Origin of the sequence: Microbacterium yannicii PS01 (assembly GCF_000304335.1) — a bacterium.
Lineage (GTDB): Bacteria > Actinomycetota > Actinomycetes > Actinomycetales > Microbacteriaceae > Microbacterium > Microbacterium yannicii_A.
In genome coordinates, this window is record NZ_CAJF01000040.1 from 18,561 (window position 1) to 33,115 (window position 14,555).

General features: G+C 70.6%; 13 protein-coding genes. 8 read left to right on the plus strand and 5 right to left on the minus strand.

Annotation, left to right across the window (positions count from 1 at the left end; translation table 11 throughout):
• Positions 1-51: 51 nt before the first annotated feature.
• Both WYM_RS17170 and WYM_RS17175 read left to right on the plus strand, forming a co-directional pair.
• Positions 52-1,464, plus strand: coding sequence for a TrkH family potassium uptake protein (locus WYM_RS17170; RefSeq protein ID WP_192813769.1), 1,413 nt, complete (start codon positions 52-54; stop codon positions 1,462-1,464).
• Positions 1,457-2,128, plus strand: a complete 672-nt coding sequence (locus WYM_RS17175; RefSeq protein ID WP_026059902.1) for a potassium channel family protein — start codon at positions 1,457-1,459, stop codon at positions 2,126-2,128. Before WYM_RS17170 ends, WYM_RS17175 begins: the two co-directional genes overlap by 8 nt.
• A gap of 194 nt (positions 2,129-2,322) precedes the next feature.
• Here the strand turns inward: WYM_RS17175 and proC are convergent, their stop codons facing one another.
• Positions 2,323-3,162: a pyrroline-5-carboxylate reductase gene (proC, locus tag WYM_RS17180; protein WP_019182084.1), complete on the minus strand. Its 840-nt coding sequence runs from the start codon at positions 3,160-3,162 to the stop codon at positions 2,323-2,325.
• Positions 3,163-3,231: 69 nt separating this feature from the next.
• Here proC and WYM_RS20705 point away from each other — a divergent pair, with 69 nt between their 5' ends.
• From WYM_RS20705 to WYM_RS17205, 5 genes are all read left to right on the plus strand, one after another.
• Entirely contained in the window at positions 3,232-3,648 is a 417-nt protein-coding gene (locus WYM_RS20705; RefSeq protein ID WP_019182085.1) for an ArsR/SmtB family transcription factor, read from the plus strand.
• A 1-nt stretch (position 3,649) separates the two neighbouring features.
• On the plus strand, positions 3,650-4,324 hold the full coding sequence (locus WYM_RS17190; RefSeq protein ID WP_019182086.1) for an SRPBCC domain-containing protein: 675 nt from the start codon (positions 3,650-3,652) through the stop codon (positions 4,322-4,324).
• Between the two features lie 138 nt (positions 4,325-4,462).
• On the plus strand, positions 4,463-5,575 hold the full coding sequence (locus WYM_RS17195) for an alpha/beta hydrolase (protein ID WP_019182087.1): 1,113 nt from the start codon (positions 4,463-4,465) through the stop codon (positions 5,573-5,575).
• Positions 5,576-5,704: 129 nt separating this feature from the next.
• Positions 5,705-6,670, plus strand: coding sequence for a cation diffusion facilitator family transporter (locus WYM_RS17200; RefSeq protein WP_019182088.1), 966 nt, complete (start codon positions 5,705-5,707; stop codon positions 6,668-6,670).
• Between the two features lie 130 nt (positions 6,671-6,800).
• A complete protein-coding gene (locus WYM_RS17205; RefSeq protein ID WP_019182089.1) occupies positions 6,801-7,730 on the plus strand; it encodes an LLM class F420-dependent oxidoreductase in 930 nt (309 codons plus the stop codon).
• Positions 7,731-7,743: 13 nt separating this feature from the next.
• Here WYM_RS17205 and WYM_RS17210 read toward each other — a convergent pair whose 3' ends face one another.
• Both WYM_RS17210 and WYM_RS17215 read right to left on the minus strand, forming a co-directional pair.
• Complete coding sequence (locus WYM_RS17210) at positions 7,744-8,472, minus strand: DUF2306 domain-containing protein (protein ID WP_019182090.1); 729 nt, start codon at positions 8,470-8,472, stop codon at positions 7,744-7,746.
• Positions 8,473-8,580: 108 nt separating this feature from the next.
• Positions 8,581-9,012 (minus strand): nucleoside deaminase, encoded by a 432-nt coding sequence (locus WYM_RS17215; RefSeq protein WP_026059903.1) that lies wholly within the window; start codon positions 9,010-9,012, stop codon positions 8,581-8,583.
• Positions 9,013-9,109: 97 nt separating this feature from the next.
• Between WYM_RS17215 and upp the strand changes: the two genes are divergently transcribed.
• Entirely contained in the window at positions 9,110-9,742 is a 633-nt protein-coding gene (gene upp, locus WYM_RS17220; RefSeq protein WP_019182092.1) for a uracil phosphoribosyltransferase, read from the plus strand.
• A gap of 193 nt (positions 9,743-9,935) precedes the next feature.
• On the opposite strand, the gene WYM_RS17225 is transcribed toward upp, so the two are convergent.
• A complete protein-coding gene (locus WYM_RS17225; RefSeq protein WP_019182093.1) occupies positions 9,936-10,256 on the minus strand; it encodes a DUF3467 domain-containing protein in 321 nt (106 codons plus the stop codon).
• A gap of 57 nt (positions 10,257-10,313) precedes the next feature.
• The gene (locus WYM_RS17230) at positions 10,314-14,255 is read right to left on the minus strand and encodes a TM0106 family RecB-like putative nuclease (protein WP_019182094.1); all 3,942 of its coding nucleotides are present in this window, start codon (positions 14,253-14,255) and stop codon (positions 10,314-10,316) included.
• Positions 14,256-14,555: the final 300 nt, after the last annotated feature.

A 14,555-nucleotide genomic window follows, 5' to 3' on the forward strand; every position in this document is an offset into this window, starting at 1 on the left:
ATCTCCGAACGAAAGGGGCAACGCATGGCGACGGACCCGGCTGGGTCGCTCATGCGGCGTATCCCCTCACTGTTCAAAGAGGCGTGGGACCTGCTGCGCAATCTGACGACCACGTCGCCCGCCCGCTTCGCCGTGCTCGTGTTCGTCGCGCTGATCCTGGTGTTCACGGCTCTGCTGTCACTCCCGGCCTCCGCCGCGGGGGGCGGGCGGATCCCCCTCGCCGACGCGCTCTTCACCGCCGTCTCCACGATCTGCGTCACCGGCCTCACGACCGTCGACATCGCCACGACCTTCTCGCCCTTCGGCAAGGTCGTCATCTTCATCGGCGTCAACATCGGTGGAATGGGCGTGCTCACGCTGGCGTCGATCCTGGGCCTCGTCATCTCGAAGCGGCTCGGCCTGCGCGCCAAGCTCATCGCCGCGAGCGACTCGAACCCGCTGCGCTCCCACGGCGGCCCGGTCAACGAGGGGCAGACCGTGCGCCTCGGCGAAGTCGGCACGCTGCTGCGCACCGTCGCCCTCTCGACGCTGCTGATCGAGGGGATCGTCGCGCTCGCCCTGTACCCGGCGCTCGTCCTGGCAGAGGTCGGGCCGCTGGAAGCCCTGTGGGAAGCGCCGTTCTACGCGGCGATGGCCTTCACGAACACCGGTTTCACGCCGAATCCCGGCGGCCTCGAGCCGTTCGCCGACGACTACTTCCTGCTCACGACGCTCATGGTCGGCGTGTTCCTCGGCAGCATCGGCTTCCCCGTGATCTACGCCCTCTGGAAGCACTACTGGCACGTGCGCCGCTGGCCGCTGCACACCAAGCTGACGATCATCACGACGGTGCTGCTGTTCATCGCCGGCGCCGTCGCCTTCCTCTCGCTCGAGTTCGACAACCCTAAGACCTTCGGCTCGATGGACGCCTGGGACACGACCTTCCAGGCCTTCTTCCTGTCCGCGATGACGAGATCGGGCGGCTTCGCGGTGGTCGACATCGGCGAGCTCCATGGCTCGTCGCTCATCGTCGGCAGCATGCTGATGTTCGTCGGCGGAGGATCGGCCTCGACCGCGGGCGGCATCAAGGTGACCACGCTGGCCGTGCTCGCACTCGCGGTCGTCTCCGAGGCCAAGGGCCGCCAGTCGGTCGAGGCGTTCGGGCGCCGCATCCCGAGCGACGTGCAGCGAGTCGCCCTCTCGGTCGTCGCATGGGGCGCGACCATCGTCGCCCTCTCGACGATCGTGATCGCGCAGATCAGCAAGGAGCCGGTGTCGGACGTGCTCTTCGATGTCATCTCGGCATTCGGCACGGTGGGTCTGTCGACGGGCCTGACGGCCGAGCTCTCGGATCCCGCCGTCTACGTCATGGCCCTGACGATCTTCATGGGCCGCATTGGTACAGTGACACTCGCCGCGGCCGTGGCCGCGACATCCCGTTCGCAGCTCTACTCGCTGCCCGTGGAAAGGCCCATCGTTGGTTGAGCGGATCAGAAGCGACGCCCCCGTCCTCGTGATCGGACTGGGACGCTTCGGCGCCGCCTGTGCGGGAGAGCTCGACCGGCTCGACCGCGAGGTGCTCGCGATCGACGACAACCTCGAGCTGGTCCAGAAGTGGTCCGAGCGCGTGACGCACACGGTCCAGGCGGACGCGCGGAACATCGACGCCCTCAAGCAGATCGGCGCGCAGGACTTCCAGGTCGCCGTGGTCGCCGTCGGCTCGTCGATCGAGGCATCCGTCCTCATCACAGCGAACCTGGTCGACCTGAAGGTGCCGCAGATCTGGGCGAAGGCGGTGTCGCAATCGCACGGCAAGATCCTCGCCCGCGTCGGCGCGAACCACGTCATCTACCCCGAGCGCGAGGCCGGCGAGCGCGTCGCGCACCTCGTCAGCGGCCGCATGCTGGACTTCATCCGCTTCGACGACGACTTCGCGCTGGCAAAGCTGTATCCGCCGAAGTTCATCCGGGGCGTCGGCCTGAACGAGTCGGGCGTGCGCACCAAGTACAACGTGACGGTCGTCGGCGTGAAGAGCCCGGGCAAGCCGTTCCGCTACGCCGAGGCGAACACCGTCGTGACCAACCACGACCTCATCATCGTCTCGGGCACCAACTCCGACATCGAGCGGTTCGCCGCCCTCGATCGCTGAGCTCGCCCGCCACTCCCCGCGACTCCCCGCCACTCGCCAAGACACGCTGAGCTCGCACGCGACTCCCCGCCACTCGCCAAGACACGCCGCGCTCGGGAGCGCGAGGCGGCGTGTCTTGGCGAGTCGGGATGGTGCGAACCGCGCTCGGGCGCGAGGCGGCGTGTCTTGGCGAGTCGGGATCGCGCAAGGGGCGCTCAGGCGCCTGCGGCGAGCTCTTTCGCGCGTGCCAGCGCCGCGTCGGTCGCGCGGGCGAAGACGTCATCGAGTCCGGCGTCCTGCAGGACCGTGATCGCCCGCTCGGTGGTGCCCTTGGGGCTCGTCACGCGACGACGCAGCTCGGCCGGGTCGTCACCGGATGCCTCGAGCAGTGCCGCCGCGCCGATGAAGGTCTGCTCCGCCATGAGGCGCGCCTCGGCTTCGGCGAACCCCTTGCCCCGCGCCGCCCGGGTGAACTCCTCGACAAGCAGGAAGAAGTAGGCGGGGCCGGAGCCCGAGATCGTCGACAGGGCGTCGATCTGCGCCTCCGGCACCTCGACCACGCTCCCGACCGTCTCGAACAGCCGGCGGGCGACAGCGATCTGGTCGACTCCGGCTGTCGTTCCCGCAGCAAGTCCGGTGACGGCGCGACCGACCACCGCGGGAGTGTTCGGCATCGACCGCAGCACCGCGACGCCCGGGCCGAGGATGTCCTCGAACGTGGCGATCGTGACGCCGGCGGCGAGGCTGATCACGATCGAACCCGGACGCAGCACGGGCGCGATCTCGCGCAGCAGGTCGGGCACCATCGCCGGCTTGACGCCGATGAGCACGATGTCGGCGGTGGCCGCGGCATCCGTGTTCCCGGCAGCATTCCGCTCGAGCGCGACACTCGTCACGCCGTCGAGACCCGCGAGCTCGTCGGCTTTGGCCACGGTGCGGTTCGTCGCCGTCACCTGGGTCGCCAGTCCCGATCGCACGACGCCCTGCACGATGGCGCCTCCCATCGAGCCGGCACCGAGGAACGCGAGGGACGGAAGGGCTGCGTCGTTGGTCATGCGGCCATCGTACGGTTGCCCTCTTCAATCACTGTTGACTTATATAAGTCAGCGTGCAAGCATCGAGTCATGCACGCGCTCGATGTTCTCGGAGATCCGGTCCGCCGGCGCATCCTCGAGCTGCTCACGCAGGGTGAGCAGAGCGCCGGCGAGATCGGCGACGTCGTGCAGCGCGAGTTCGGCATCTCGCAGCCGGCGGTGTCGCAGCACCTGCGGGTGCTGCGAGACTCCGGCTTCGCGACCGTGCGTCCCGAAGGCACCCGCCGGCTGTACGCCCTCGATCCCGAGCCGCTCGAGACGGCCGCCGCGTGGTTCGACCCGTTCCGGCGGTTCTGGCAGCCGCACCTCGATGCGCTCGGCACCGAGCTGGCGCGCGGCCGGCGACAGCGGCGGATCGCCGCGGAGCAGCACGCCGACGAGAAGACGGATGCCGCGGAAGCGGCTCCGGAGACAGACCCCGACCCCCATGAACCAGAGGAGAACTGACATGGTCGATGTGAACGCCCAAGTGGACGCCGTGACGCGCGGCGTCGCCACCATCGACGTCGACGGTGCGCCGTCGCACGTCCAGACGTTGACGCAGGAGTACCCGAGCCCGATCTCGGACGTGTGGGACGCGGTGACGAGCGCGCAGCGCATCCCCCGCTGGTTCCTGCCGGTGGAGGGCGATCTCCGCCTCGGCGGCCGCTACCAGTTCGAGGGCAACGCCGGCGGCGAGGTGCTGGAGTGCGCGCCGCCTCACGGCGGCGCGGCGCGGTACCGGGTCACGTGGGAGTACGGCGGCGGGGTCAGCTGGCTCGAGGTCTCGCTGACGGCCTCAGGCGAGGACCGCACGCTCCTGCAGCTCGAGCACACCGCCCGGGCGAGCGATGTTCCTCCCGGGTTCTGGGAGCAGTTCGGCCCGGGTGCCACCGGTGTCGGCTGGGACGGCGGACTGCTCGGACTCGCCCTGCATCTCTCCGGCAGCGGCGACCTGCCCCCGGAGGCCGCGCAGGAGTGGGCCGTCTCCGACGAGGGGAAGGCGTTCTACCGCGCCGCCGCCTCGTCGTGGGGTGCCGCGCATGCCGCGAGCGGAGCCGACCCGGAGGCCGCCGCCCAGGCCGCCGACAACACCTTCGGCTTCTATACCGGCCAGCTGCCCGCCGAGATGCCCGAGTCCTGAAGCATCCTCGGTCGTCTGCGGACGGGACACGCCGTCGCCGGGCGCGCGCCTGAACGCTCCGTAGACGGCCGACGCTGCGGGACTATCCTCATAGCAGGGGCGGCGCCGGTGCCGCCGCGAGGACCGGGGAGGACCGACATGACGCTCTTCGACGGCATCACCGCGCAACTCGTGGACACGCCGCGCCTGAGCGTGCAGGTGCTCGAGCGAGCCGGCGACGACCCGGCCACGCCGCCCGAGCGGACCGTCGTCTTGATCCACGGCAATGTGTCGTCGTCGCTGTTCTGGCAGGAGACGATGCAGGACCTGCCCGGCGATCTGCGCGTGCTGGCGGTCGACCTACGCGGGTTCGGCGGCACCGAGCACGCGCCGCTCGACGCCACCCGCGGCATGAGGGACTTCAGCGACGACCTGCGTGCGACGCTCGAGGCGCTCAGCATCCCGACGGCGCACCTCGTCGGCTGGTCCATGGGCGGCGGCGTCATCATGCAGTACGCCCTGGAGCATCCGGTGCTCAGCCTCACCCTGCAGGCCCCGATCTCGCCGTACGGCGTGGGCGGCACCCGCCGTGACGGCACTCGGCTCACCGACGACGACGCCGGCTGCGGCGGCGGAAGCGCCAACCCCGACTTCGTGCAGCGGCTCATCGACCACGACACGACGGCCGACGCTCCGACCTCTCCGCGGAGCGTGTTCCGGTCGAGCTATGTCGCGCCGGGCTATGAGAGCGAGCATGAGGACGTGTGGGTGGCGTCGATGCTGACGACATCGACGGCGACCGGCAACTACCCGGGCGATTCCGTCCCCTCAGAGAACTGGCCGGGGTTCGCAGCCGGCACCATGGGCGTGCTGAACGCGATGGCACCGGGCCATTTCGATGTGTCGGGCATCGTGGACCTTGCCGACAAGCCCCCGGTCCTCTGGATCCACGGCACCGCGGACCCGATCGTGTCGGATACCTCCTTCTACGAGATGAACAACCTCGGCAGACTCGGTGTCGTCCCCGGCTGGCCGGGCGACGAGACCGCCCCCGCGCAGGAGATGGTGTCGCAGACCCGCGACGTGCTCGACCGGTACGCCGCAGCCGGCGGGAGCGTGACCGAGCTCGCGCTCGAGGGAGTCGGGCACACGCCGCACCTCGAGCGGCCGATCGCGTTCCGGCATGCGCTGCTCGAAGTCATCGGCTACATCGGTCACCCGATCGACCCGTCACCGTCGACCGAGGCGATCATCCTCCGCTCGTCGGACTGACGCTTCGACAAGCTCAGCGACCGACAGGAGCGGCTCAGCGACCGAGAGCGCCGCTCAGCGACTGACAGGGGTGGCTCAGCGACCGAAACGGCGAGGATCCTCGGCGTGCGGCATCCGTAGACTCGTCGCATGAGTGCTTCCGGCGGCGGCAAGGCCATCATCGCGGCGTTCCTGGCGAATATGGGCATCGCGATCGCGAAGTTCATCGCGTGGTTCCTGTCGGGATCCGCCTCGATGCTCGCCGAGGCCATCCACTCGGTGGCCGACTCGGGCAACCAGCTGCTGCTCCTCCTCGGCGGGCGCCGGGCCAAGCGCGCTGCCGATCGCGAGCACCCCTTCGGCTACGGCCGCGAGCGCTATGTGTACGCGTTCGTGGTCTCGATCATCCTGTTCTCGGTCGGCGGCCTGTTCTCGATCTACGAAGGCGTCGACAAGCTGACTCACCCGCACGAGCTCGAGAACGTCTGGATCCCGATCGGCGTCCTGCTCATCGCCATCGTGCTGGAGTCCTTCTCGCTGCGCACCGCGATCCGCGAGAGCAACCACGTCCGCCCCAAGGGCCAGACTTGGGTGTCGTTCGTGCGTCACGCGAAGGCTCCCGAGCTGCCCGTCGTGCTGCTGGAAGACATCGCGGCCCTCACCGGCCTGGTCTTCGCCCTCATCGCGGTGAGCCTCACCGCCATCACTCACAACCCGCTCTTCGACGCCATCGGCACGCTGATGATCGGCACGCTGCTCATCCTGGTCGCCGTCACGCTGGGCATCGAGACCAAGAGCCTCCTCATCGGGGAGGGGGCGACGGATGCCGATCACCGGCGCATCGTGGATGCCATCCACGATGGGCCCGAGGTCCACAAGATCATCCACATCAAGACCCTCTACCTCGGCCCGGACGAGCTCCTGGTCGCCGCGAAGCTCGGCTTCGCCGCGGACGCCCCGCTCGCGCACGTCGCCTCCGACATCGACCGGGTCGAGAAGCGGGTGCGCCAAGCCGTGCCGACCGCCCGCGTGATCTACCTCGAGCCCGACATCTACCGTCCCGGAGACGACCCCACGCCACCGACGGAGGAATTCGTCATCAAGTCGGCCGATTGACCCTTCGACAAGCTCACGGACCACCCTCCGACGAACCGAAGAGCCGGCCGCTGAGCTTGTCGAAGCGCCGCACCGAAGACCCGGTCGCTGAGCCTGTCGAAGCGCCGACGCACCGAAGAACGAGGAACGCATGGAGTACTGCCTTTTCACCGAGCCGCAGCAGGGCGCGAGCTACGAGGACCAGCTCGCGTTCGCCCAGACGGGAGAGTCGCTCGGCTTCGACGGCTTCTTCCGCTCCGACCACTACCTGCGCATGGGCTCGGGCGACCCGCTCCCCGGTCCTACCGACGCGTGGACAACACTGGCAGGCCTCGCCCGCGAGACGAAGAAGATCCGCCTCGGCACGCTCGTGTCGTCCGTGACGTATCGCGTTCCCGGCCTCCTCGCGATCCAGGTCGCACAGGTCGACGCGATGTCGGGCGGACGCGTCGAGCTGGGCCTCGGCACGGGCTGGTTCGAACAGGAGCACCACGCGTACGGCATCCCGTTCCCGGCCAAGCGGTTCGACCTTCTCGAGGAGCAGCTGCAGCTGGTGACCGGTCTGTGGTCCACGCCGGCAGGCGAGACGTACAGCTTCGACGGCGCCCACTATCAGCTGACGAAAGCCCCGGCTCTCCCCAAGCCCGCGCAGTCGCGCGTGCCGGTCATCGTGGGCGGCGGCGGACCGAAGCGCACGCCCGAGCTCGCGGCGCGCTTCGCGACGGAGTTCAACATCGGGTTCCGGCCGGAGTCCGACATCGCGGAGAAGTTCGCGCGCGTGCGAGAGGCCTGCGAGCGCCTCGGCCGCGACCCTGAGACGCTCAAGCTCTCCGTCGCTCTGACGACGCTGGCCGCGGCATCCGAGTCGGAACTGGAGCAGCGGGCGGCGAACACCGGTCGCACGATCGACGAGATGCGCGGCGACGTCAACATCGTCGGCGACCGTGACGAGATCGTCGCCAAGGTCGAACGCCTCGCCGAACTGGGCGCCGACCGCGTGTACTTCCAGCTCATGGACCTGCAGGACGTCTCGCACGTCGAGTACCTCGGCACCGAGGTGCTCCCCCACCTCCCGCGGTGATCCGGCGTCCGGCTCAGACCGGAAGACGGTACGACGGCAGCCCGCGGCGCCGGATGAGCCACTCGGCGAAGACCAGGTTCGGCATCCACGCGAGGAACGGCATGGCGGCATAGGCGTTCGCGAACGCCTCGTCGAAGTCGAAGGGCTGGCCGGTGACCAGGGGCAGGAGCAGCAGGATCGGCAGCCAGATCCGCAGGGTGACCGCGGAGTAGGTCAGCGCGTAGTTGCGGATCATCCAGGCCTGGTGGCTCGGCACATCACGACGGCGGATGGCGCGGTAAGCGCGCCATCCGGTGACGAGCCACAGCGCCGCGAGCGCGCTGAATCCGAAGAACCCGACGTATCCCGCGGGGCTCGAGGGAGCGATCACGAGGCCGGCCAGCCCGCCGATCCCGACTCCCGCCAGGTACACGCGGCCGGTCCAGCGGTGCAGGCGTGGCGCCCGGGTGCGAAGCCCCCTCCAGAACTGCAGCGGTCCGAGCAGCAAAGCCGTGGCGCCGCCGACGATGTGCACGTAGAGCGCTCCCTGCACGAGCGCCGGCTTCTCGGCGTAGGTGTCGGCGAGACCCGCTGCGCCGCTGTCGGCGAGCGACTCGAGGGAAGCGGTGAAGTACGGGACGGCGGAGTACGCGACGATCGCGAGCGCCGTGAGCAGCACGAACATCCACCCCACGCGGGAGCGGATGCCGCCGGGTCGCACGACGACGGCGGCCGTGCGGACGGGTTCGATAAGCCTGGTCACGCCTGACACGGTAGGGGCGCCGGCGGTGCGGCCGGCAGGGGGCAGGCCCCCCGATGCGAGCGGGTCAACCCCCGGTCGTCACCGGGCCCGTCGCCACGGCTCGTCGGATCACCGGCGCTGGTCGAAGAAGTCGCGCAGGAGAGCGGATGCCTCGGCCTCACGCACGCCCGCGACGACCTCGGCACGATGGGGCAGGCGCCGATCCCGCACGACGTCGTACATCGAGCCGGCCGCGCCGGCCTTGTCGTCCCACGCTCCGAAGACGAGCCGTGAGACCCGCGACTGCAGCGCGGCCCCCGCGCACATCAGGCACGGCTCGAGGGTGACTACGAGCGTGCAGCCCTCGAGGTTCCACGAGCCGGTCGCCGCGGCGGCGGCGCGGAGCGCGACGACCTCAGCGTGGGCGGTGGGATCGTGGGTGGCCTCGCGGAGGTTGCGGCCCTCGCCGATGGTGCGGCCTGCGGCATCCGTCACCACCGCCCCGACCGGCACATCCTGCGACGCGCTCGCCTCGGCCGCCAGGGCCAGGGCGCGATCCATCGCGGCGAGATCGGCGTCTTGCGGCTGCACAGCACGAGCGTACCCGCGGGCGGGGGCCGACCCCGGCGATCGAGGCCGCACGCACTACCCTGGGCGTATGCGCCTGCACGTCGCCGACCACCCGCTCATCACCCACAAGCTCACGGTGCTGCGCGACCAGCGCACGTCATCGCCGGTCTTCCGGCAGCTGACCGAGGAACTCGTCACGCTGCTCGCCTACGAGGCGACCCGCAGCGTCCGCGTCTCGCCGATCGAGATCCAGACGCCGGTCACCACGACCATGGGAGTGAAGATCAGCGAGCCGCGGCCGCTCGTCGTGCCGATTCTGCGCGCCGGGCTCGGGATGCTCGAGGGCATGGTCAAGCTCATCCCGACCGCCGAGGTCGGATTTCTCGGCATGGTGCGCAACGAAGAGACGCTCGCGCCCTCGACCTACGCCGAGCGCCTGCCGGACGATCTCAGCGACCGGCAGTGCTTCGTGCTGGATCCGATGCTCGCTACCGGCGGATCACTGGGTGCGGCGATCGAGTTCCTCTTCGCCCGCGGCGCGCAGGATGTCACCGCGATCTGCCTCCTCGGCGCCCCGGAGGGCGTGGCTGCGATCGAGAAGCAGGTCGACGGCAGGGACGTCACCCTGGTGCTCGGCGCGATGGATGAACGGCTCAACGAGAAGGGCTACATCGTGCCCGGGCTCGGCGACGCCGGCGACCGGCTCTACGGCACCGTCTGATGGTCGCGGCGGCGGATTCCGCGCCTGAGAGACGGGGCGGACGCCCTGCGCCCGAGGGACGCGGGCGCGACACCCGCCCCTCGCCGAACGGATGCCGCGCCCACAGCCCTCGGGCGCGTCCCAAGGTTATGTGCGCCCAACCCGGCACCCAACGGGGTTGACATGTCTGGGGCCGTTGTCTACATGCTCTCGATCAGTCGCCGAGTGGCGGCTCCTGCGAGGTGCGGCGGCCGGTCTCCTGCTCCCAGAACTCGAGTTGCTGGGTGAGAGCTTTAGCGAGCTCGAACACCTGTTCCGGAGGAATGCGGATGCGGCTGACCACGCGCGCCGGCACGATCGTCTGCCGCTGCCCGGTGTCGGCGTCGACCTGCTCTCGCGGTGGCTGGGCGAGGGTCAGGAAGTCCATCACGAAGACGGTCGGCGTATGCCACACGTTCGCGAAGTCGGCGTACGCTCCCCCGATGAGTTCGGGCGGAAGGTCGATCTCGAACTGCCGCGGAGCGTCGTCGACCATGCGTCCTCCTGAGGGGTGGGTCGTGAACCGTGCGTCGGTCGCGAGTCTACGTGCCGCTCATCCCCGCCCGACGAGCCGGGCGAAGCCGCTCAGCCGCGCGACGCCCTCGGGCGTGTACGGCAGGTCGTCGAGCAGCCACGGGGAGTGGACGAGGTACGCCGTGTGCATGGCGCGCGACACCGCGACGTTCAGCCGGTTGCGCAGCAGCAGGAATTCGAGGCCGCGCGGTGCCTCGCGCCCGGATGAGGCGGCGAGCGACACGATCGCCACGGCCGCCTCCTGACCCTGGAACTTGTCGACCGTTCCGACCGGCACGTCCGGAAAACCCGCCGCAGCGAGCGCCTCTTCGACGGTGACCTGCTGCGCGTTGTACGGGGTGACGACGATGATGTCCCTCTGCGTGAGCGGTCGCGGCTCACAGCGGTCGGCCTGTCCTGCCTCGCCGATGCTGATGTCGGTCCACGTCCTGCCGACGAGGTCGCGGACGATGCCAACGACGACGGCCGCCTCTTCGGGCGACTGCGTGGCGTTTCCGCGATGCGGTACCGCCAGCGGGTGCAGTCCCGGCTCGACCCCCTCGATGGCGCGCAGCGCGGTCGACGGGTGCGCCGCGAGCTCACCGCGATACGACAGCCGCGAGACGGGCGCCGCCACAGACGGATGCATGCGCCACGTGCGCGCGAGGAAGTACCCGTACTCGGGCGGGATCACGTCGGCTCCGTCCATCACCCAGCCGAGCGCCGACGTGTCGACCGGCTCGGGATGGGTGCCCTGGCTCACCTGCGGCAGCTGCTGGGGATCGCCGAGCAGGAGGAGCCGGGGCGCGGCGAGCGACACGGCGATCGTGGAGGCCAGCGAGAACTGGCCCGCCTCGTCGATCACCAGCAGGTCGAGGCTGCCGCGCGGGATGCGGCCTTGGTGGCTGAAGTCCCACGCCGTCCCGCCGACCACGAATCCCGAGCCCTCGTGCTCCGCCGTGAACGCCGCGACGCCGTTCTTGGGCAGGACGGTGAACGAGTGCCCGGCAGAGCCGTCCTTCGGCGCCTTCCCGACCTGGGCCGACGGCACGCCGGCTTCGATCACGCGGTCGAGGAGGTGCTCGATGGTGGCATGCCCCTGCGCGACGACGCCGACCTTGTATCCGTGGTCGCGGACCAGACGCGCGATGACGTGCGATCCGACGTACGTCTTTCCTGTTCCGGGCGGTCCCTGGACCGCGAGGTAGCTGCGGTCGAGGTCGCGGACCGCCCGAGCGATGGCGTCGACGGTGTCGCCCTCGTCGGCCGGCAGCGCGTGCTCCGTTCCCACTGCCGGCAGCGCACCGTCCGGCCCCTGAGCCGGGGCCGGTCCCTGAGCTCGGTCCGGCCCCTGAGCCGGGTCGGGTCCCTGAGCCCGGTCCGGTCCCTGAGCTCGGTCCGGCCCCTGAGCCCGGTCCGGTCCCTGAGCCCGGTCCGGTACCTGAGCCCGGTCCGGTCCCTGAGCCCGGTCCGGTCCCTGAGCCCGTCGAAGGGTGCGGGGTGGACGTCGGCGGAGGATGTCGGTGGCCGGATCGGCCGGCAGATCCGGGGCGGCGTCGATCACGGCGTCGGCCCAGGCGTCGATGGCGGCCTGCTGATTGCCGGCCGCCGGAGGCGCGGGCGGCGTCAGCGCGAGCGGGAGCTCCGACCAGGTGACCCCGTCGACCGCCGTCTCTTCGACCAGGGCGCCGTCGTCGAGCACCTCGAGCACGCGGACGGTGCGATACGAGTGGATCCACCGGGGCGACGGCTCGAACGGGTACGGCGCCGGCAGCTCATACAGCGCGAATGGGCTGGTGCCGACGCTGACCCGCGTGCCGGGCGCCAGCTCGCCGCGCAGCTCGACGAGGCGGCGCTCACCGCCGCGGCCGCTCTCGGCGAAGTGCCAGTCCTCGACCACGCGGCTGCGCGCCGGGTCGATCACGACGACGTCGCGCGTCTCTTCCCACAGCGACACCGGCTCGCGCAGACGCAGGAAGTGCGTCGCCCAGAAGGACTTCGCCTCGCGCGGGTAGTAGTCGATGGCCGCCGCGCCGAGCCGCAGCGACTGCGCGGCGGCGGATGCCTCGGGGTGCTGCAGCGAGAGCGCTTCGAGCGCGAGCGCTCTCGGCGAGGGCTCGTAGAACGTCTCGCCGGGCTCGGCGTCGGGCGAGGGCCGCAGATCGGCCTCGCGCGCGCGGTCGACGAGCCAGTCGCGCAGCCGTCGCGTCGAGACGCAGTCGTAGCGGTTGTAGTCGGCGAGGTCGGCGAGGATCTCGCCGCCTCGCGCATCGCCGTCGGCCTGCAGCTCGCGCGCCTGCACGTAGCGGACGATCGAGTCGTCGCCCTTCTGCACGTCACTGGTGCGCACCTCGGCACCCATGTAGAGCGGCTCGAGCTTCTTGATCGAGTACGAGCGCGAGCCCACCCGCAGCGCGCGGCGCACGATCGGATACAGGTCGACGAAGACCCCGTCGCGCAGCAGCCGGTCGACATCCGCCTCGCGCACGCCGTGCCGCGCCGCCATCGCGAGCAGATGGGTCGGCTCGTAGGGCGCGTAGTGGTAGATGTGCATGCCCGGGTACTGCTGCCGGCGCAGGTTCACGATGTCGAGGAACGTCTCGAGCGCGCGCTTCTCCTCGGCGAAGCTGTGGGCCCACAGCGCCGTGTACTGCTCGCGGGTGTCGACCCAGCCGAACAGGTAGTCGATCCCCCACTGGATGGCCTCGCCCTCCCGTCCGGGAGGGTTCGGCTCGGTGTGGAGCGGATCCCCCTCGAAGTCGAAGAAGATGTCGCCGTGGTCGGGCCGGGGCAGCGCGCCGAGCGCCGTGGGTGCGACGACCTCGTAGACCGGCAGCGGCGGTGCGACCGGCTCGACACGCACGGCGACCACGGTGCCGCCCGACGCCTCCGTCGCGCCCGACGATTCCGCGACCGCGTTCGGCGCGGGTCGCGCGATCAGCGGCGGGGTGCCGGCGGGGCTCTGCAGCTGCAGGCGTGCCTGGGTCCGCAGCATCCGGAACGTGTCGGGGTTCATTCCCGCCGGGCCGGCGGGCGTGACAGCGAGTTCGTCGATCGTCCAGACGCCCGCCGCGCGCAGCCGTTCCCGCTGGACGGGTCGCATGCCGGCGACGAGGAGAAGATCGCGGGATGCCACGACCTCGGCGTCGCACGTCGCGCAGCGCCCGCACGCCATGACTCCGAGCTCGCCGCGAGGATCACCCCACCGAATCGGCTCGCCGGCTCGGCCGAGCTCGACCCGCCGGTCGGCGAGGAGTGCGGCGAGGCGCTCGCGGCGCAGCGCGAACACCGGAAGCAGGTCGTCGACCTCGTGCTCGCTGACCCCGCCGTCGCCGAGGAGCAGCTGCACGCGGTCCGACCTCGACACTCCGAGCCGGTCGAGCTGGTCGACGTAGGCGGCCAGCTGCATGAGGGCGGTCACCCGCGCCCGGCGCGCGAGCTTGGTGTCCTGCACGATCCAGGGGCGGTCCGCTCCGGACTCACCTCCGGCCCTCGGGCCCGCCCCGGTCTCTGCGCCCGCGCCGCTCGCTGCGCCTGTTGCGGTCCCCGAGCCCCTTTCGGTCCCCGAGCCCGCTCCGGTCCCTGAGGCTGTCGAAGGGTCGCGGACCAGGAAGTCGGCGAATCCCACGAAGTCATGGGTGGAGAACGCCGCCTGGTAGATCACCTCGACGTCGGGCGAGGCCAGGGCCGCGTTCGTGCGAGCCACCGCTTCGGCGAGGGCCGCGGCATCCGACGATCGTGTCTCTGGAATCTCGACCACGCGCGAGCCGAACCGCGAGACGTAGTCGGCGAGCACCTGCAGCTCGTGCGCGGTGCCGAGGCGGCCGGCGCGCTCGAGCGTGAGATCTTCGGGCTCTTCGACCGCGGTGATCCGCCCCAGCCGGGCGTCGATCGCCCTCAGCCACGCGAACTCGCACTCGGCGGCGGCCTTGAGGTCGCTCGCGCTCCAGACGATCCGGCCTTCGTCCTCGATGTATCGCATGCCCTGCCTCTCCCACAACGACCCTAACCGCGCCCGCCGACACCCCTCGCTCCCCCCGCTTCCCACCAAGCGCGACCCGTCGCAAAGGGCCGCACGCGGACGGTTGCAAGCGGCCATTCCCGACGGATCGGCCCTCGGCGCCCTGCCCAGGCCCTCCGCATCGGGCCCCGACCCGTCGCAAAGGGCCGCGTTCGGACGGCGGCAGGCGGCCATTCCCGACCGATCGGCCCTCGGCGCCCCTCCCCATCAAGCCCCAACCCGTCGCAAAGGGCCGCATGCGGACGGCTGCAGGCGGCCCTT